The organism is Enterobacter sp. BRE11 (assembly GCF_031844285.1).
Taxonomy (GTDB): Bacteria; Pseudomonadota; Gammaproteobacteria; order Enterobacterales; family Enterobacteriaceae; genus Pantoea.
In genome coordinates this window covers 198,818-217,295 of sequence record NZ_JAUZUX010000001.1, presented here as the reverse complement: position 1 = coordinate 217,295, position 18,478 = coordinate 198,818, and the positions used below count along the sequence as shown (strand labels likewise).

The following is an 18,478-nucleotide window of genomic DNA, read 5'->3' as shown; positions in this document are numbered from 1 at the left end:
AAAGTCGCATGCACGGTTAAGGCAGCGGCGCGGTTTCAGCCGCCAGCCACTCAACCTGGGTAAAGCCCAGCTGGCGTGCGAAGGCGGCCACCAGCAGCGGCTGCACGTCTGCCAGGCTGACGCCGGGCTGAAAAGCGCTGAGCTGCGTCATGCGCATCCCGGCGTAGCCGCAGGGGTTGATGCGCTGAAAGGGGGTTAAATCCATCGCGACGTTAAGCGCCAGACCGTGAAAAGAGCAGCCTTTACGGATGCGCAGGCCGAGCGAGCAGATTTTCGCCTCGCCGACATAGACGCCCGGCGCGTCGGGACGCGCGCGCGCCGCGACGCCGAAGTGTGCCAGCGTGCCGATCACCGTCTCTTCCAGCGCGGTCACCAGCTGGCGCACGCCGATCTTGCGGCGCTTAACGTCAATCAGCACGTACATCACCTGCTGGCCCGGGCCGTGATAGGTGACCTGACCGCCGCGATCGCTCTGGACCACCGGAATATCGCCCGGCATCAGCAGATGTTCGGCCTTGCCGGCCTGTCCCTGGGTGAAAACGGCGTGATGCTCCACCAGCCAGACTTCGTCGCGGCTGTCGCCGTTACGGCGATCGGTGAACTGATGCATGGCATCGGAGACGGGTTGCCAGTCGCGCTGGCCGAGCTGACGAATAAGAAGCGTATCTGCTGACAAAACGGCGGTCCGGTTAAGGAGGAAAGGCTGAGTATAACGTCGGCAAAGGGCAAGACCAAGACCCTTCGCCGACGCCGGCACTTACAGCACCATGCGCACGATATCGATATTGCCCAGCTCTTCATACAGGGTTTCCACCTGTTCGATATGCGTGGCGTTGATGGTGATCGATACCGAGTGGTAGTTGCCTTTGCTGCTTGGCTTGACGTCGGGCGAGTAGTCGCCTGGCGCATGGCGTTGCACCACTTCAACCACTTGATCAACCAGCTCCGGCTGCGCCAGTCCCATCACTTTATAGGTAAAAGGGGTAGGGAATTCGAGCAGTTCATTCAGTTTGGTTTTCATATTGACTCCGGTGCATAAAAAACAGGCTCCCGCCGAAGCGGGAGCATTATCATAGCGTAGTTATGGCGACGACGTGGCGACTTTTCAACCGCCAGGCCATTTAGCCGAACCAGTGATGGAACATCAGCTTGATGTAATCGATGATGCGGCTGAAGAATCCGCCTTCCTGCACTTCGTTCAGCACCACCAGCGGGCGCTGTTCTACGGTCTTGCCGTCAAGCTGGAAGTTGATGCTGCCTACCACCTGGTTTTTCTGCAGCGGGGCGTGCAGTTCACTGTTGGTCAGCACATAGCTGGCTTTCAAATCTTTCATACGGCCGCGCGGAATGGTCAGGTAAGCGTCTTTTTCCACGCCCAGCTGTACGCGATCGCTGTTGCCGAACCAGACCGGCTCAGAGGCAAACTCTTTGCCCGCCTTCAGCGGCGCCACGGTTTCAAAGAAGCGGAAGCCCCAGGTGAGCAGCTTTTTGCTCTCGACTTCGCGTCCTTTGAAGGTGCGGCCACCCAGCACTGCCGAGATCAGACGCATCTGGCCTTCGGTAGCGGAAGAGACGATGTTGTAGCCTGCCGCTTCGGTGTGGCCGGTTTTAATGCCGTCGACATTGAGGCTGGTATCCCACAGCAGGCCATTGCGGTTGGTCTGGCGGATATTGTTAAAGGTGAACTCTTTCTCTTTATAAACCGAATACTCATCCGGCACGTCGCGAATCAGCGCCTGGCCGATCAGTGCCATATCGCGCGCCGAGCTGTACTGGCCGTCCGCGTCCAGGCCGTGCACCGTCTGGAAGTGGGTATTCTGCAGGCCCAGCGCCTTCACGTAGTTGTTCATCAGGCCGACGAAGGCATCCTGGCTGCCGGCGACGTAGTCCGCCATCGCCACGCAGGCGTCGTTGCCCGACTGCAGCACGATACCGCGCGTCAGCTGGGAAACCGGCACGCGATCGCCCGGCTTCAGGAACATCAGCGACGAGCCTTTGAACACCGGATTGCCGGTCGCCCAGGCGTCTTTGCCGACGGTCACGATATCATCCTGGTGAATCTTGCCTGCTTTGACCGCCTGACCAATTACATAGCTGGTCATCATTTTGGTCAGGCTGGCGGGATCGCGACGGGCATCGGCGTTCTTCTCGGCCAGCACTTTGCCCGAGTTGTAGTCGATCAGCACATAGGCTTCGGCATCGATATCCGGCACGCCCGGGATCATCGTTTTAAGGTTAACGTCATCAGCAAATGCTACGTGGCTGAGTGAAAAGGCGACCAGTGATCCCACTGTCAGGCGTTTCAGAAAACGAGAGGGTTTCAGCGTGTTCATGTTATGGACTACAACATCCGTGAGTTAAGGTTAAAAAAAAGTGGCTCATCATAGCAAATGCCTGTTTTACAGGCATCTGGCTTTGGCATTCTGTTGTTAGCAGAGATGTCCGGCGCGGCAAGCCGTGTGTTTAACGACGCGCGCTGGTGATAAATGAAGCCTGGCCGTTGGCGTTCAGGCGCTGCTGCAGGGCAGCGGCGTCGGCGCGGTTTTTAAAACCGCCGAGCTGAATGCGATAGACGTTGTTGCCCGCATTCTCCACCGAGCCGGGCACGCCATATTTTGCGCCGAGGCTCTGCGCCATCTGCTGCGCGCGCGCGGCGTCGTTAATAGCGCCCACCTGCACCACGAAACTGCCGGACGGCTGCGCGGTCGCGCTGCTGGCGACCGGCGCGGGTACGGCCACAGGCGCGGCGACTGGCTGTGGCGCAGGCTCGCTGCCCTCCAGCACGCCATTTGCCAGCGGCTGCGGGGCGCCGAGGAAGCCACTGCTGCTGACAGGTGCGCCCATCTCGCCGTTGCTCTGCAGGGTACGGTTATCAACGGCGCGAATATCCTGCGCCGGCACCGGCGCGGCGGCAGGTGCGCTGCTGCCGTTCATCACGCCGTTGCCGCCGAGATCGGGGCGGGCGGGCAGGGCGTAGCTCTGCTTCGCCACTACGGTGCCAATAGTGCCGGGGCCAGAGAGGGTTCCATCCGGCGCAACCTTGATGTAGTCGACGCGCACGCGGCTATTGTTAGAGATATTGAGGCGATCGCCCGCCGCACGCGACAGATCGATAATGCGTCCCGGCGTATAAGGACCGCGATCGTTGACGCGCACCACGATCTGGCGACCGTTGGCGAGGTTGGTCACGCGCACGTAGCTGGGCAGCGGCAGCGTAGGGTGCGCCGCGCTCAGCGCATCGGGATCGTAGCTTTCGCCGATAGCGGTGTGCTTGCCCTGCGCTTCCTCGCCGTACCAGCCGGCTAAACCCACTTCGCTGAAGTTAGAGGGATCCTTCACGATACGGTAAGACTTGCCGTTCGCGCTGTAATCCTGGCTGGTGCCGGGATTAACGGGCTCATATTTTGGCTCGACGCCCGGGATTTCCACCACCGGGCCACTATAGGCCGGTTGCGGCGGCGCGGTGTTTTGCGGTTCCTGAGTGGTGGTACAGGCAGTCAAAACCAGTAGTGCCAGAGCAACAGCAGGCCATTCCTTACGCATGTGCAGCCTCTTAAACGCTTTTAGATAACATTTTTCTGTGAGTATGGATCGACATAACGATGCCGAATCCCGCCATAAGGACGATAAGCGCCGAGCCGCCATAGCTGACCAGCGGCAGAGGGACGCCCACCACCGGTAAGATACCACTTACCATGCCAATATTAACGAAAACATAGACGAACAAAATCAGCATTAATCCGCCCGCCATCACGCGGCCGAAGGTGGTCTGGGCGCGCGCGGCGATTACCAGCCCACGCAGGATCAGCAGCAGGTAGAGCACCAGCAGGATCAGCACGCCCACCAGACCGAGCTCTTCCGCCAGCACGGCAAAGATAAAGTCGGTGTGACGCTCCGGCAAAAACTCCAGCTGCGACTGGGTGCCGTGCAGCCAGCCCTTGCCGCGCAATCCGCCGGAGCCAATCGCGATTTTAGACTGAATAATATGGTAGCCCGCGCCGAGCGGATCGCTTTCCGGATCGAGCAGCATCATCACGCGGTCGCGCTGGTAGTCGTGCATCAGGAAGAACCAGAGCACCGGAACAAAGGCCGCCACCAGCAGCACCGCCACACCAATCAGCTTCCAGCTCATGCCGGAAAGAAACAGCACGAACAGTCCGGAGGCGGCAATCAGGATAGAGGTGCCGAGGTCGGGCTGCGCCGCGACCAGCAGCGTCGGCATAAAGATCAGGATCAGCGCGATGCCGGTATTCTTCAAGGTCGGCGGGCAGACGTCGCGGTTGATAAAGCGCGCCACCATCAGCGGTACGGCGATTTTGGCGATTTCCGAGGGCTGGAAGCGCACCACGCCGAGGTCGAGCCAGCGCTGCGCCCCTTTACTGATATGGCCGAAAGCGTCCACCGCGATCAGCAAGATGACGCAGACGATATAGAGATAGGGCGCCCAGCCCTCATAGACGCGCGGCGGCACCTGTGCCAGCACCAGCATCATCACCAGGCCCATCGCAATCTGGCCGATTTTACGCTCCATCATGCCTGGATCCTGGCCGCTGGCGCTCCAGATTACGATGGCGCTATAGGCGAGCAGCGCCAGGATGACCAGCATAAATAGCGGGTCAATATGGATTCGCATCCAGATCGATCTTTTCTGCGGGCTGTCATTCATCGACATCGTTATTCACCTTCGTAGCCGGGCGGGGTAGGGGCTGCGTCCGGCAGAGCCGTATTGTTGTCGCCCAGCATAATGTGGTCGAGAATCTGTCTCATCACCGTGCCGACGGCCGGGCCTGCGCCGCCGTTCTCCAGAATCATGGTGACGGCGACGCGCGGTTTGTCATAGGGGGCAAACGCGGTCATCAGTTTATGGTCGCGTAGACGCTCGGCGATCTTGTGCGCGTTGTAGGTTTCGTTCTCTTTCAGGCCAAAGACCTGCGCGGTACCCGATTTGGCGGCGATCTTATAGGGCGCATCGGCGAAGCTCTTATGCGCCGTGCCGTTTGCGCGGTTCGCTACGCCGTACATGCCGTCTTTGGCGATCTCCCAGTAGCCGGAGTGAATGTCACCAATGGGTTCGCCCGGTGGCTGACGCCAGGGCACCATGGTGCGTCCCTCGCGGGTGGCGCGCAGCAGGTGCGGCACTTTGACCACGCCGTCGTTAATCAGGATCATCAGCGCCTTGTTCATCTGCAGCGGCGTGGCGGTCCAGTAACCCTGGCCGATGCCGACCGGAATGGTGTCGCCCTGATACCATGGCTTTTTAAAGCGCTTCATCTTCCAGTCGCGTGTGGGCATGTTGCCTGCGCTCTCCTGCGGCAGATCGATGCCGGTGCGGTGGCCGTAGCCGAATTTGTTCATCCACTCCGACAGGCGATCGATACCCATGTCATACGCCACCTGGTAGAAGAAGGTATCCGCCGACTCCTCCAGCGATTTGGTCACGTTAAGGCGGCCGTGGCCCCACTTTTTCCAGTCGCGGTAACGCTTTTCCGAGCCAGGCAACTGCCACCAGCCCGGATCGAACAGGCTGGTATTGCGGTTGATGACGCCAGCGCTCAGCGCGGAGACCGCCACATAGGGCTTCACCGTCGAGGCGGGCGGATAGGAAGCCTGAATGGCGCGGTTATAGAGCGGGCGGTTTTCGTCATTGAGCAGGCCGCGGTAATCTTTACTCGAAATACCGTCAACGAAAAGATTGGGATCGTAACTGGGCGTGGAGACCATCGCCAGAATTTCGCCGGTGCGCGGATCGCTGACCACCACCGCTGCGCGGCTGCCGGCCAGCAGCGTTTCGATGTATTGCTGTAGCTTGAGATCGATGGTCAGCCAGATGTCGCGCCCCGCCTGTGGCGACTGCTCGTGCAGCTGGCGGATCACGCGGCCGCGGTTATTCACCTCGACCTCTTCATAGCCGGTAATGCCGTGCAGCACATCTTCGTAGTAGCTTTCGATGCCCAGCTTGCCGATATCGTGCGTCGCGGCGTAGTTCGGCCACTTGCCCTCTTTATCGAGGCGCGCCACGTCGCGATCGTTGATTTTGGAGACGTAGCCGACGACGTGCGTCAGCGTCGGGCCGTAGGGGTAGTAGCGACGCTGATAGCCTTTCACCTCAACGCCGGGAAAACGGTACTGATTGACGGCGAAACGCGCCACCTGCACGTCGTTAAGGCCGACCTTAACGGGAATCGAGGTAAAGCGACGCGAGCGCTTGCGCTCTTTGTCGAAAGCCTCGATGTCCTCGTCGGTGATATCCAGTACCGGGCGCAGATCTTCCAGCGTCTGCCTGAGGTTGTCGACTTTTTCCGGCACCAGCTCCGCCTGATAGATGGTACGGTTAAGCGCCAGCGCGGTGCCGTTGCGGTCGTAGATAATGCCGCGGCTCGGCGCCACCGGCACCAGCTTGATGCGGTTTTCGTTAGAGCGGGTACTGTAATCTTCAAAGCGCAGGATTTGCAGGTGGTAAAGATTGACCACCAGCACACTGGAGAGCACCAGAATTCCGAAGAACGCAATTAACGCCCGACGGACAAAGAGTTTTTGCTCGGCACTGTAATCGCGAAAGGCGTTGCTTTGTAATTTCATCCGCTACTTAAAATGTCGGGGTTAGCCTTACCGGTTATTCACGATGATAAGGATGATTGGCGGTGATGCTCCAGGCGCGATAGAGGCTTTCAGCGACCAGCACGCGCACCAGCGGATGAGGCAGCGTCAACGCGGAAAGCGACCAGCTCTGCTCGGCGGCGGCTTTGCAGGCGGGCGATAACCCCTCCGGGCCGCCAATCAACAGGCTGACGTCGCGGCCGTCCTGTTTCCAGCGCTCCAGCTGCTGTGCAAGCTGGGGCGTTTCCCACGGCTGGCCGGGAATATCGAGCGTTACGATACGGTTGCCCTTGCCGGTTGCGGCCAGCATCGCCTTGCCTTCTTTTTCCAGGATACGCTTGATATCGGCGTTTTTGCCGCGTTTTCCGGCGCTCACTTCCACCAGCTCCAGCGGCATATCTTTGGGAAAACGACGCAGATACTCAGTGAAACCGGTTTGCACCCAGTCGGGCATCTTCGTGCCCACGGCCACAAGCTGCAGTTTCACGCGTCAGCTCCAGAGTTTTTCCAGCTCATAAAGCTGGCGGCTCTCTTCCTGCATGACGTGCACGATGACGTCGCCCAGATCGACCACCACCCAGTCAGCAGCAGTTTTGCCTTCCACGCCGAGTGGGATCAAACCGGCGGCGCGCGACTCCTGCACGACGTGATCGGCGATAGAGGAGACGTGGCGCGTCGAGGTGCCGGTGCAGATGATCATGCAGTCGGTGATGCTGGATTTACCCTGAACGTCGATCGCGACGATATCCTGACCTTTAAGATCATCAATCTTATCAATAACGAACTCTTGGAGTGCTTTACCTTGCAAAAGGTTCCCCTTTAATACGGATAGTAGCGGGCCGGCTGCTGGCCCCGATAAGGCAGCCAAAAAATTAAGCCGCGCAGTATAGCACGCCTTTGCCTGTGCGATATACGCCCGGCGCGCGCTTATTTGAGATAGAGGCCAGCGTGGTCGATATAATCAATAACGGCTGGCGGCAACAGCTTTTCGCACGACAGGCCAGCGTGACGGCGCTGCCGGATTTCCGTGGCAGAAATGTTCACCAGCGGGGTATCGGCCAGCCAGATAAAACCGGCGGGCTGCTGATGCAGCTGCGCGGTATTAACGGCCAGATGCTCCTCCAGCCAGCGCTGCATCTCCGGCGAGGCCATCTCGGTCGGATAGCCGGGACGTTTGCACACCAGCAGATGACAAAGCGACAGCAAATCGTGCCAGCGGTGCCAGCCCGACAGGTTGAGCAGCGAGTCCTGGCCAATGATAAATCCCAGCGGCTGCTCTGGCCCGCGTTCGGCGCGCAGCGCCTCCAGCGTCGCCACCGTCCACGACGGCGTTTCGCGCAGCAGCTCGCGGGTATCGATGTCGAACAGCGGCCGGTCCTGAATGGCGCAGCGCAGCATCTCAACGCGCTGCGCCGCGCTCGCTTCCGGCTGCGGGCGGTGCGGCGGTACGTTGTTGGGCAGCAGCAGCACGCGCGCCAGGCCGGTTTGCTGCGCCAGCGCCTCTACCGGCCGTAGATGACCAAAGTGGATGGGATCGAAGGTGCCGCCGAACAGGGCGTGAAGTTCAGACACTGGCGAAGCTCGCAGGAAAATGTCGATGACAGAGCAGCAGAGAGAGCGTCTCCAGCTGCGGCCAGATACGCTGCCCGTAATCCTGCTTCAGGGTAAGTTCAATCTGCGTCAGCAGGCGAATTGCGCGCTGCAGGCGCACGCCATCTACGCGCTGCAGCGCCTCGGTAAACAGCGCGCGGCGATTCTGCCAGATGCGCTGCTGATCCATCAATGCGCGCAGCGGCTGCTGCGCCTGATGGCGCTGCAGGTGGAGCAGCGTCATCAAATCGCGCTGCAGGGTGCGCAGCAGAATAACCGGCTCGCTCTCCTCTTTTTCCAGCTGATGCAGAATGTGCAGCGCGCGTTTGCTTTTGCCCGCCAGCAGCGCGTCCACCCAGTGAAATGGGGTAAAGTGCGCCGCATCGCTGACCGCCTCTTCCACGCGCGGCAGCGTCAGCTTGCCGTCGGGCCAGAGCAGCGACAGGCGCTCCAGCGCCTGCGCCAGCGCCAGAAGATTGCCCTCATAGCAGTAGCAGAGCAGCTGGATCGCCGCGTCGTCTACCGAGAGCTTCATGCTTTTGGCGCGCGTCGCCACCCAGCGCGGCAGCTGCGCCTGCTCCGGCGTCTGGCACGGCACCAGCACGCCATGGGCGGAGAGCGCTTTAAACCAGGCGCTGTTCTCCTGGGCTTTAGTCAGCTTCGCCAGGCGGCAAATCAGCAAAATATCGGCATGCAGCAGGCCCGCCAGCTTATTCAGCTGTTCGGCGATCGCGGCGTTGGGGCCGTTTTCCGGGAAGAGCAGCGTCATCGTCTGGCGCTGAGCGAACAGGCTGAGCGCCTGACAGCTGGCAAAGAGGCTTTCCCAGTCGGTCTGGGCATCAAGCGTAAAGCTGAGATGCTCCTCGAACCCCTGCGCGACGGCAGCGGCGCGAACCGCGTCAGCGCTCTCCTGCAGCAGCAGCGGCTCGTTTCCGGCTAACAAATAGCAAGCGCGCAGCCCCTCACGGAGCTGCGCGCCGAGTTGCTCAGGATAGATCCTGATCATTGCGTACTGGTAGCGGAAGAGGAGGAGGCTGGCGCGGGCACCGCAGGTTCGCTGGCCGACGCCGGCAGCGTCTCTTTCTGGTTCACCTGCGCGGCATGCACGGTCAGCAGCTTACGCACCAGCTGCTCTGCGGCGCGCTGACGCATCTCCTGCACGATCATATCCTGCTCGGCATCTTTCGCCAGCGCCGCGTTCGGGTTATCGAAGAACGAACGATACACCGTGGTGCTGATCGGATAGATGCCTTTGCCAGGCAGCAGAACCTGCGCCGTCACGTTCATCATCAGCGAGTATTCCGCCGTCGTACCGCTGATAAACACCGAGGCGGTGTCGCGGCCCTGCGTTTCAGCGCCCAGGCGCAGCGTCGGGATATCGGTACGATTCTGCCTGGTATCTTCAACGATAGTGACGTTGTTGATACGCAGCTGCTGGCGCACCGTGCGCGCCAGCGGGCCGTACGGATCGCCGCTGTTCAAGATCAGCGTTTTCAGCTCGCTCGGCACCTGGGTGGTGCCGCGCGGATGAAAACCACAGCCGGCGGTGATCATCACCGCCAACAGGACAAACAGCCTGATAATCAGATGTCGCACAGTTCCTCCTGAACTTAACCTACGACCAGGTTAAGCAGTTTGCCGGGTACATAAATCACTTTGCGGATGGTGACACCCTCAAGGTACTTCGCCACCAGGTGTTCCTGGGCGGCGCGAGCCTGAACCTGCTCCTGCGTCGCGTCGGCGGCCACGGTAATTTTACCACGCACTTTACCATTTACCTGCACAACCACCAGCAGCGACTCTTCCACCATCGCCGCCTCGTCCGCTACCGGCCAGTCGGCGTTGTCTACGCTGCCTTCGCCGCCCAGCTCCTGCCACAGCACATAGCTGGCGTGCGGAGTAAACGGGTAGAGCATGCGAACGACGGCCAGCAGCGCTTCCTGCATCAGCGCGCGATCCTGCTCGCTCTCCTGCGGCGCGCGCGCCAGCTTGTTCATCAGCTCCATGATCGCCGCGATGGCGGTGTTGAAGGTCTGACGACGGCCGATGTCGTCGGAAACTTTGGCGATGGTTTTGTGCAGATCGCGACGCAGCGCTTTCTGATCGTCGTTAAGGCTGCTGATATCCAGCGCGACCGTTGCGCCTTTCGCCGTATGCTCGTAGGCCAGCTTCCACACGCGCTTGAGGAAGCGGTTTGCGCCTTCGACGCCTGACTCCTGCCACTCCAGCGTCATTTCCGCTGGCGAAGCGAACATCATAAACAGGCGAACCGTATCTGCGCCGTAGCGCTCGACCATCAGCTGCGGGTCAATGCCGTTGTTTTTCGACTTCGACATTTTGCTCATGCCAGCGTAGATCACCTCGCGGCCCTGGCTGTCGGTCGCTTTCACGATGCGGCCTTTCTCATCGCGCTCGACGGTGACGTCGACCGGAGAGACCCAGTTGCGCTCGCCGTTGACGCCGAGGTAGTAGAAGGCGTCCGCCAGCACCATACCCTGACACAGCAGACGCTTCGCTGGCTCGTTTGAGGTGACCAGGCCCGCATCGCGCAGCAGCTTGTGATAGAAGCGGAAGTAGAGCAGGTGCATGATGGCGTGTTCGATTCCACCGACATACTGATCGACCGGCAGCCAGTAGTTTGCCGCAGCTGGATCCAGCATGCCTTCATCATAGTTGGTGCAGGTGTAGCGCGCGTAGTACCAGGAGGACTCCATAAAGGTATCGAAGGTGTCGGTTTCACGCAGCGCTGGCTGGCCGTTGACGGTGGTTTTCGCCCACTCCGGGTCCGCTTTTATCGGGCTGGTAATGCCGTCCATCACCACATCTTCCGGCAGGATCACCGGCAGCTGATCTTCCGGCGTCGGCATCACGGTGCCATCTTCCAGCGTCACCATCGGAATCGGCGCGCCCCAGTAGCGCTGACGGGAGACGCCCCAGTCGCGCAGACGGTAGTTGACCTTGCGCACGCCGACGCCTTTTGCGGCCAGCGCGTCGGCGATAGCGTTGAAGCCCGCTTCATGGCTCAGGCCGCTGAATTCGCCGGAGTTGAACAGGGTGCCTTTTTCCGTCATTGCGGCGGCGCTGACGTCCGGCTCGCCGCCGTCCTGGCTCAGCACCACCGGTTTAATCGGCAGATCGTATTTGGTGGCGAACTCCCAGTCGCGCTGGTCGTGCGCCGGAACCGCCATGACGGCGCCGGTGCCGTACTCCATCAGCACGAAGTTGGCGACCCAGACCGGCACTTTGTCGCCGGTCAGCGGATGGATGGCGAACAGGCCGGTCGCCATGCCTTTTTTCTCCATCGTCGCCATGTCTGCTTCAGCAACTTTGGTATTGCGGCATTCGGCGATAAAGTCAGCCAGCACCGGGTTGCCCATCGACGCCTGCACTGCCAGCGGATGGCCAGCGGCGACCGCGACGTAGGTGGCGCCAAGGAAAGTGTCCGGACGCGTGGTGTAAACGGTCACTTTCTCTTCGCTGTCGGCGACGTCAAAGGTGATCTCGACCCCTTCGGAACGGCCAATCCAGTTGCGCTGCATGGTTTTGACCTGCTCCGGCCACTCTTCCAGCGTATCGAGGTCGTTAAGCAGCTCGTCGGCATAGTCGGTGATTTTAACGAACCACTGTGGGATCTCTTTGCGCTCGACTTTGGTGTCGCAGCGCCAGCAGCAGCCGTCGATAACCTGTTCGTTAGCCAGCACCGTCTGATCGTTCGGGCACCAGTTCACCGCAGACGTTTTTTTATAAACCAGGCCTTTTTCATAGAGTTTGGTGAAGAACCACTGCTCCCAGCGATAATATTCCGGCTTGCAGGTGGCCAGCTCGCGGCTCCAGTCATAGCCGAAGCCCAGCAGTTTCAGCTGGTTCTTCATATAGTCAATGTTGTCATAGGTCCATGGCGCGGGCGCGGTGTTGTTTTTTACCGCCGCGCCTTCCGCTGGCAGGCCGAACGCGTCCCAGCCGATCGGCTGCAGCACGTTTTTGCCGAGCATACGCTGGTAACGGGCGATCACGTCGCCAATGGTGTAGTTACGCACGTGGCCCATATGTAGGCGGCCGGAAGGATAGGGCAGCATGGAGAGGCAGTAATATTTCTCTTTGCTCTCATCTTCGGTCACTTTGAACGTTTGGTTTTCGTCCCAGTGTTGCTGGACGCGGGATTCTATCTCTTCCGGGCGGTATTGCTCTTGCATGGCAGCCTGTGGTCCTTAATGAATAACGCTTAGCTTACTTTAAGATCCGCATAGCATACCCATATGGCTGCCGGTCAACAACACTTCACCGCCCTGTTACGGCGATTTCTCGCGGAAGGCCGCATCCTGCTCTCATATTGCGATTCGCTTTGCTAAACAACGCGGCAAACGGCGCAAAGCGGCTAAACTTAAAGCTGGCTTACCCGCGCAGAAAGGAGAATAAAATGAACAAAGTGGCGCACATTTACCGTGAATCCCTGGCCGCGCTGACGGAGCGACTGCGCCAGGGCGATCGGAATATCGACGCGCTGGTGACGTCGCGACGTCAGCAGCTCATGGCCAGCGACTCCGCGACGCCGGGCGAGATCGACCAGGCGCTGGCGGCGGTTCGACGCGATTTAGAGGAGTTTGCTCGCAGCTATCAGGAGATCCATCAGCCAGAGAAGGCGAATGATTCGCTGTTTATGCGCATTATACGTGAGAGCCTGTGGAAGGAGCTGGCGGATATTACCGATAAAAGCCAGCTGGAGTGGCGCGAGGTATTTCAGGATCTCCATCATCACGGCGTGTATCAGAGCGGCGAGGTGGTGGGGCTGGGCAATCTGGTGTGCGAGAAATGCCACTTCACGCGCGCGATTTATACCCCAGAGACATTAACGCGCTGCCCGGAGTGCGGGCACGATCAGTTCCAGCGCCAGCCGTTTGAGCCGTAAAAAGAGGCGGGCGGGGCGATTGGGCTAATGCGGAGGAGATAGCCCGATCGTATAGGCGCTTTGCGCCTCCCTGCTCGTGCGGCCCGTGTGGATACGCCCCTCATCCATGAGGTGCGCCCGGCACGGGCCAAGGTGTTGGGGTGTTTAAAACGCGCGGCACGCTTTGTACTTCGCGCCATCCCATCCGCTTGCCTGGCAAATGCGTCGTCGTTCAGTGGTTGATGACGTGCGTCAGGATAATCAGTGCAGAATTTTCGCCAGGAAATCTTTCGCGCGATCTGACTGCGGATTATTAAAGAAGTCGTCTTTACGCGTGTCTTCGATAATCTTGCCTTCATCCATAAAAATGACGCGGTTCGCCACTTTGCGGGCGAAGCCCATTTCGTGCGTCACCACCATCATCGTCATGCCTTCCTGCGCTAGCTCTACCATCACATCGAGCACTTCGTTGATCATTTCCGGATCGAGCGCCGAGGTCGGTTCGTCGAACAGCATGGCGATAGGATCCATGCAGAGCGCGCGCGCAATCGCCACGCGCTGCTGCTGGCCGCCCGACAGCTGGCCGGGAAACTTCTGTGCATGCGCGGTCAGCCCGACGCGATCCAGCAGCTTCAGACCTTTGTCCCGCGCGGCACTCTTGTCGCGCTTCAGCACCTTCACCTGCGCCAGCACCAGGTTATCGATGATGCTGAGATGGGGAAACAGCTCGAAGTGCTGGAACACCATGCCAACCTTGCTGCGCAGCTGCGCCAGATTGGTTTTCTTGTTGTTCACTTCGGTGCCATTCACCAGAATGGTGCCCTGCTGAATCGGCTCCAGGCCGTTAACGGTTTTGATCAGGGTCGATTTGCCCGAGCCTGACGGCCCGCATACGACCACCACTTCCCCTTTCTGGACTTCGGTCGTGCAGTCGGTCAGCACCTGAAAGTGACCATACCACTTAGAAACATTTTTCAGGTTAATCATTTAAACCGTCCTTTTTCTTTTTAGATAGCTGACCAGCATCGATGCGCTCAGGCTGATAACGAAGTAGACCAGACCGGCGAAGAGAACCATTTCCACCTGGGTGCCGTCACGCTCGCCAATCGTCGATGCGGTGCGGAAAAAGTCCGCCAGGCTCAAGACATAGACCAGCGAGGTATCCTGGAACAGCACGATGCCCTGCGTCAGCAGCAGCGGCACCATAGCGCGAAACGCCTGCGGCAGAATAATCAGCTGCATCGCCTGCCATTGCGTCATGCCCAGCGCCAGCGCGGCGTTACCCTGCCCACGTGAGATACTGATAATGCCGGCACGAATAATTTCTGAGTAATAGGCCGCTTCGAACAGCGAAAACGCGACCATGGCGGAAATCAGGCGGATATCGGTTTTGGGCGACAGCCCCAGCACCTGCTGCAGAAAGCTCGGCACCACCAGATAAAACCACAGCAGCACCATCACCAGCGGCACCGAGCGGAACAGGTTGACATAAATTTTGGCGAACCAGCTGATGGGCTTAAAGCTCGACAGCCGCATTACCGCCAGCAGCGTGCCCCAGATAATGCCGAACACCACCGCAGTCACGGTAATCTTCAGCGTAATCACCATACCGTTAAGCAGGTAGGGCAGGCTGGGAGGAATGGAACTCCAGTCAAACTCGTACATTATTTTCCTCCCAGATTACCCGGCAGGCGCACCTTGCGCTCCACCAGACTCATGATCAGCATAATCACCAGGTTTATGGCGATATAGGCCAGCGTAATCGCAGTAAAGGATTCGTAGGCGTGCGCCGAGTAGTCGAGCAGTTTGCCCGCCTGCGCCGCCATGTCCACCAGCCCAATGGTCGAGGCGATAGCGGAGTTCTTTACCAGGTTGAGCATTTCCGACGTCATCGGCGGCACAATCACACGGTAGGCGTTGGGCAGCAGCACGTAGCGATAGGTCTGCGGCAGGGTGAGGCCCATCGCCAGACCGGCGTTCTTTTGCCCACGCGGCAGCGACTGAATGGCGGCACGCACCTGCTCGCAGACGCGTGCGGCGGTAAACAGGCCGAGACAGATGACCGACGCGGTGAAAAACTGGATATTGGGGTCCAGCTCCGATTTAAACCACATGCCGAGCTTCTCGCCCACCAGCTCCGGCGCCACCAGATACCAGAAGAAGAACTGCACGATCAGCGGAATGTTGCGGAACAGCTCTACGTAGCAGGTGCCGATCGCCGAAAGCAGGCGGTTAGGCACGGTGCGCAGAATGCCGAATAAGGATCCTACAAGAAAGGCGATAATCCAGGCGCAGCAGGAGACCGCAATGGTCACCTGAAATCCGGACCACAGCCAGCCAAGGTAGGTCGTGTTGCCGAACGGGGCCTGTTCGAGAAAGATGCCCCAGTTCCAGTCGATACCCATAACGAGCTCCGGTAAAAAAGGGTAGCTAAGCTACCCTGAAGATTGATGAACGGCGTCTGTATTGCCTGCTTCAGGGGAACGACCTGAGCAGCTTGTCTGTCCGCGCCGGGTTTTCAGCAATCGAGAGGGCAGCGAGGCCGCCCTTGTTGTCGTTGTTAGTTCAGTGCTTTGTCGTTCGGCGTTTTGAACAGCGCCTGCATATCTGCCGAGAGATCGAAGTTCAGGTTCAGGTTCTTCGGCGGAATCGGCTGCTTGAACCAGGTGTCGAACCACTTCGCGGCTTCGCCCGAGGTCTGCGCTTTGGCGATGGTATCGTCCACCAGCGTTTTGAACGGGGCGTCATCTTTACGCAGCATACAGCCATAGGCCTCTTTCGACTGCGGCGTGCCGACAATCTCCCAGTTATCCGGCTTCTTCGCCTTGGCGCGTTCGCCGGCCAGCAGGGCGTCATCCATCATAAAGGCGACGGCGCGACCGGTTTCCAGCGTGCGGAACGAGTCGCCATGGTCTTTCGCGCTGATGATGCGCATATCCATTTTCTTCTCGTCGTTCAGCTTATGCAGCAGCACTTCCGAGGTGGTACCGGAGGTCACGACCACGGTTTTGCCTTTCAGATCGGCGAAATCTTTGATGTCGCCGCCTTTTTTCACCAGCAGACGCGTGCCGATAACGAAAATGGTATCGGAGAACGCCGCCTGCTTCTGGCGCTCGAGGTTATTGGTGGTCGAGCCGCACTCAAAGTCGTAGGTGCCGTTCTGCAGCAGCGGAATACGGTTCTGCGAGGTAATCGGGATCATTTTGACCTGCAGATCCGGCTTGTTCAGCTTCGCTTTAATCGCCTCGACGATGGCGTTGGAGTAAGCCTGCGAATAGCCCACGACTTTTTGCTGATTGTCGTAATAAGAAAAAGGAACAGATGACTCGCGATGCCCCACGACGATAACGCCATTATCGCTGATTTTCTTCAGGGTGCCGCTGAGGTCTTCCGCCTGAGCTGCGCCTGCTGCCGCAACGCCTGCCAGCAAAAGCGATAGTGCCACTTTGCGAATCTGCATGGTCCAACTCCTTCAAGAGATGTCGCGCAGAATATAAACTGCGCAGATGTGTGATGTTGTGTGTATTTCCTGCTGCTTTTTTTGTTATCTCATCGCGTCGGCGCGCTAAGAATATTCACTAACATAGCGGATTGTTAACGTTATGAAACGAAAAAGTTTCTTATTTTGCGAAGTGTTCCGCACCAAATTGAGGCGTATTTTTCAGGTTGCGCGCTCAGGGTGCGTCGCTCTGCCTTTAAACGGTGCAGCGCAGCTCGCGTTAACGCGTTAGTCCGCCAGGTTTACAGGAAACAGGGTTACTGGTAGCAAGCATCGTGCCAGGTCAACGGCACAGCAGAAAATCGGGGCAGAGAGCGAGAAAGCGAGTGGAATATGGGGAGAAGCGGCGAGCAGGGTGCTCACCGCCGTGTACGGCAGGTCAGGCTTTGCGGCGCCACAGCGCCAGCAGCGCGGCACCCAGCGTCAGCAGCCAGACTGGCCACAGGCCGGCATGGGCGTAAGGCGTTTCGCCGGTGGTCGGCGTCACCTTATCCAGCAGCACGCCGCGGGTGAACTGCGGCAGGATCTTCTCGACGTCGCCCTGCGCATTCACCACAGCGGTCACGCCGTTATTGGTGCCGCGCAGCAGCGGACGCCCCAGCTCCAGTGCGCGCATGCGCGCCATCTGGAAGTGCTGCCAGGGGCCGATAGAGTGGCCGAACCAGGCGTCGTTAGAGACGGTAAGCAGAAAATCGGTGTCGGGATGGAAATTGGCGCGCACCTGCTCGCCCAGCACGATCTCATAGCAGATGGCGCTGGTAAGGTGGTAGCCCGCCGCCAGCAGCTGCGGCTGCAGATAGTCGCCGCGGCTAAAAGAGGACATCGGCAGATCGAAGAAGGGCGCCAGCGGGCGCAGCAGGTTCTCCAGCGGCACGAACTCGCCGAACGGCACCAGATGGTTTTTCTGGTAGCGGTTCATGCTCTGATAGCTGTAGGGCTTCTCGCCGCCCAGCACGATCACCGAGTTGTAGTCGTGATAGCGGTTCTGCTCCAGGCGGGAATCGACGATGCCGGTAATCAGCGCGCTGCCGCGCTGGCGCAGTTCGCCGTCCAGCGCGTGCAAAAAGGGCTGCTGATTGCTTTCCAGATCGGTAATCGCTGACTCCGGCCAGATAATCAGCGGGGCCTTGCCCATTAGCGGCTGACTCAGGCCGTTGTAGGCGCGCAGCGTGTTGAGCAGCTGCTGCGGATCCCACTTCATCGACTGCGGAATATTGCCCTGAACCAGCGCCACCTCGACGCTGCGCGCCGGCTGCGGCTGGGTCCAGTGGATATAACGCAGCGGCCACGGCAGCGCCAGCAGCAGCAGCGCGGCGACCGCGCTTTTCACGCTGCGCTGGTGAAGGGCGTAAGCCAGCAGGCCTGCGACCATCATCAGAATAAAGGTCAGGGTTTCCACGCCCGCCAGCGGGGCCAGCCCTTTTAGCGGGCCGTCGATCTGGCTATAGCCGAACTGCAGCCAGGGAAAGCCGGTCAGCACCCAGCCGCGCAGAAATTCGCTAAGCTGCCACAGCGCCGGCGCGGCCAGCGCCAGGCGCCACAGCGTCGCACGCGGCCAGAGGCGGTTAAGCACGCCGGCAAAGAGCGCAGGATAGAGCGACAGCCAGGCGGCCAGCAAAACCACCAGGAAGACGTTGACCGGGCCGGGCATGCCGCCAAAAGTGGCGATACTGACGTAGACCCAGTTAATGCCGCTGCCGAACAGGCCAAATCCCCAGGCGAAACCGATAGCGGTGGCCTGGCCGCTGCGCCGATCCAGCGTCAGCAGCTGCAGGCCGCCCAGCGACAGCAGCGCGGCGGGCCAGAAATCATAGGGTGAGAAGGCAAGGGTGCCGAGGGCACCCGTTACTACCGCCAGCAACAAACGTACCCGCTGGCGCGGGTAAAGTAAGGCCAATGACATAGGG

18 protein-coding genes are annotated in these 18,478 nt (G+C 59.6%); 1 reads left to right on the top strand and 17 read right to left on the bottom strand.

What is annotated here, in order from left to right; translation table 11 throughout:
- Nucleotides 1-16 precede the first annotated feature (16 nt).
- The 12 genes from lipB to leuS all read right to left on the bottom strand — a co-directional run bounded on the left by lipB (nt 17) and on the right by leuS (nt 12,380).
- On the bottom strand, nt 17-676 hold the full coding sequence (gene lipB / locus Q9R34_RS01045; protein ID WP_485892049.1) for a lipoyl(octanoyl) transferase LipB: 660 nt from the start codon (nt 674-676) through the stop codon (nt 17-19).
- Between the two features lie 81 nt (nt 677-757).
- Nucleotides 758-1,021, bottom strand: coding sequence for a DUF493 family protein YbeD (gene ybeD / locus Q9R34_RS01040; RefSeq protein WP_033751835.1), 264 nt, complete (start codon nt 1,019-1,021; stop codon nt 758-760).
- A 100-nt stretch (nt 1,022-1,121) separates the two neighbouring features.
- The gene (gene dacA, locus Q9R34_RS01035) at nt 1,122-2,333 is read right to left on the bottom strand and encodes a D-alanyl-D-alanine carboxypeptidase DacA (RefSeq protein ID WP_434123881.1); all 1,212 of its coding nucleotides are present in this window, start codon (nt 2,331-2,333) and stop codon (nt 1,122-1,124) included.
- Between the two features lie 130 nt (nt 2,334-2,463).
- Nucleotides 2,464-3,543 (bottom strand): endolytic peptidoglycan transglycosylase RlpA, encoded by a 1,080-nt coding sequence (gene rlpA, locus Q9R34_RS01030; RefSeq protein WP_485892047.1) that lies wholly within the window; start codon nt 3,541-3,543, stop codon nt 2,464-2,466.
- 10 nt (nt 3,544-3,553) lie between these two features.
- Complete coding sequence (mrdB, locus tag Q9R34_RS01025) at nt 3,554-4,666, bottom strand: peptidoglycan glycosyltransferase MrdB (RefSeq protein ID WP_434124125.1); 1,113 nt, start codon at nt 4,664-4,666, stop codon at nt 3,554-3,556.
- An 8-nt stretch (nt 4,667-4,674) separates the two neighbouring features.
- On the bottom strand, nt 4,675-6,579 hold the full coding sequence (gene mrdA / locus Q9R34_RS01020) for a peptidoglycan DD-transpeptidase MrdA (RefSeq protein ID WP_434123878.1): 1,905 nt from the start codon (nt 6,577-6,579) through the stop codon (nt 4,675-4,677).
- A 34-nt stretch (nt 6,580-6,613) separates the two neighbouring features.
- Entirely contained in the window at nt 6,614-7,084 is a 471-nt protein-coding gene (gene rlmH / locus Q9R34_RS01015; protein WP_485892046.1) for a 23S rRNA (pseudouridine(1915)-N(3))-methyltransferase RlmH, read from the bottom strand.
- Between the two features lie 3 nt (nt 7,085-7,087).
- Entirely contained in the window at nt 7,088-7,405 is a 318-nt protein-coding gene (gene rsfS / locus Q9R34_RS01010; protein ID WP_434123877.1) for a ribosome silencing factor, read from the bottom strand.
- Between the two features lie 119 nt (nt 7,406-7,524).
- Entirely contained in the window at nt 7,525-8,169 is a 645-nt protein-coding gene (nadD, locus tag Q9R34_RS01005) for a nicotinate-nucleotide adenylyltransferase (protein ID WP_485892045.1), read from the bottom strand.
- A complete protein-coding gene (holA, locus tag Q9R34_RS01000) occupies nt 8,162-9,193 on the bottom strand; it encodes a DNA polymerase III subunit delta (RefSeq protein WP_485892044.1) in 1,032 nt (343 codons plus the stop codon). The genes nadD and holA overlap by 8 nt, the downstream gene beginning before the upstream one ends.
- Nucleotides 9,190-9,783, bottom strand: a complete 594-nt coding sequence (lptE, locus tag Q9R34_RS00995; protein ID WP_485892043.1) for an LPS assembly lipoprotein LptE — start codon at nt 9,781-9,783, stop codon at nt 9,190-9,192. The genes holA and lptE overlap by 4 nt, the downstream gene beginning before the upstream one ends.
- Nucleotides 9,784-9,797: 14 nt before the next feature.
- Nucleotides 9,798-12,380, bottom strand: coding sequence for a leucine--tRNA ligase (gene leuS, locus Q9R34_RS00990; protein WP_434123873.1), 2,583 nt, complete (start codon nt 12,378-12,380; stop codon nt 9,798-9,800).
- 224 nt (nt 12,381-12,604) lie between these two features.
- Between leuS and Q9R34_RS00985 the strand changes: the two genes are divergently transcribed.
- Nucleotides 12,605-13,093 (top strand): zinc ribbon-containing protein, encoded by a 489-nt coding sequence (locus Q9R34_RS00985; protein ID WP_485892041.1) that lies wholly within the window; start codon nt 12,605-12,607, stop codon nt 13,091-13,093.
- A gap of 240 nt (nt 13,094-13,333) precedes the next feature.
- On the opposite strand, the gene Q9R34_RS00980 is transcribed toward Q9R34_RS00985, so the two are convergent.
- The 5 genes from Q9R34_RS00980 to lnt form a co-directional block, all read right to left on the bottom strand.
- Nucleotides 13,334-14,059 carry an amino acid ABC transporter ATP-binding protein gene (locus Q9R34_RS00980; RefSeq protein WP_434123869.1) on the bottom strand — a complete coding sequence of 242 codons (726 nt, stop codon included), beginning with the start codon at nt 14,057-14,059 and terminating at the stop codon, nt 13,334-13,336.
- Nucleotides 14,060-14,737, bottom strand: a complete 678-nt coding sequence (gene gltK / locus Q9R34_RS00975; RefSeq protein WP_434123868.1) for a glutamate/aspartate ABC transporter permease GltK — start codon at nt 14,735-14,737, stop codon at nt 14,060-14,062. It lies immediately after the preceding gene.
- Entirely contained in the window at nt 14,737-15,477 is a 741-nt protein-coding gene (locus Q9R34_RS00970) for an amino acid ABC transporter permease (protein WP_033788922.1), read from the bottom strand. Before Q9R34_RS00970 ends, gltK begins: the two co-directional genes overlap by 1 nt.
- Nucleotides 15,478-15,632: 155 nt before the next feature.
- Complete coding sequence (locus Q9R34_RS00965) at nt 15,633-16,532, bottom strand: glutamate/aspartate ABC transporter substrate-binding protein (RefSeq protein WP_434123867.1); 900 nt, start codon at nt 16,530-16,532, stop codon at nt 15,633-15,635.
- A gap of 418 nt (nt 16,533-16,950) precedes the next feature.
- The gene (lnt, locus tag Q9R34_RS00960) at nt 16,951-18,474 is read right to left on the bottom strand and encodes an apolipoprotein N-acyltransferase (RefSeq protein ID WP_434123866.1); all 1,524 of its coding nucleotides are present in this window, start codon (nt 18,472-18,474) and stop codon (nt 16,951-16,953) included.
- Nucleotides 18,475-18,478: the final 4 nt, after the last annotated feature.

Bases quoted from the DNA above. Each gene is read 5' to 3' on its own strand.
- Q9R34_RS00970 (WP_033788922.1), bottom strand. From the start codon at position 15,477: ATGGGTATCGACTGGAACTGGGGCATCTTTCTCGAACAGGCCCCGTTC.
- lnt (WP_434123866.1), bottom strand. From the start codon at position 18,474: ATGTCATTGGCCTTACTTTACCCGCGCCAGCGGGTACGTTTGTTGCTG.
- Q9R34_RS00985 (WP_485892041.1), top strand. From the start codon at position 12,605: ATGAACAAAGTGGCGCACATTTACCGTGAATCCCTGGCCGCGCTGACG.
- mrdA (WP_434123878.1), bottom strand. From the start codon at position 6,579: ATGAAATTACAAAGCAACGCCTTTCGCGATTACAGTGCCGAGCAAAAA.
- leuS (WP_434123873.1), bottom strand. From the start codon at position 12,380: ATGCAAGAGCAATACCGCCCGGAAGAGATAGAATCCCGCGTCCAGCAA.
- ybeD (WP_033751835.1), bottom strand. From the start codon at position 1,021: ATGAAAACCAAACTGAATGAACTGCTCGAATTCCCTACCCCTTTTACC.
- holA (WP_485892044.1), bottom strand. From the start codon at position 9,193: ATGATCAGGATCTATCCTGAGCAACTCGGCGCGCAGCTCCGTGAGGGG.
- Q9R34_RS00965 (WP_434123867.1), bottom strand. From the start codon at position 16,532: ATGCAGATTCGCAAAGTGGCACTATCGCTTTTGCTGGCAGGCGTTGCG.
- mrdB (WP_434124125.1), bottom strand. From the start codon at position 4,666: ATGAATGACAGCCCGCAGAAAAGATCGATCTGGATGCGAATCCATATT.
- Q9R34_RS00980 (WP_434123869.1), bottom strand. From the start codon at position 14,059: ATGATTAACCTGAAAAATGTTTCTAAGTGGTATGGTCACTTTCAGGTG.
- rlpA (WP_485892047.1), bottom strand. From the start codon at position 3,543: ATGCGTAAGGAATGGCCTGCTGTTGCTCTGGCACTACTGGTTTTGACT.
- dacA (WP_434123881.1), bottom strand. From the start codon at position 2,333: ATGAACACGCTGAAACCCTCTCGTTTTCTGAAACGCCTGACAGTGGGA.
- gltK (WP_434123868.1), bottom strand. From the start codon at position 14,737: ATGTACGAGTTTGACTGGAGTTCCATTCCTCCCAGCCTGCCCTACCTG.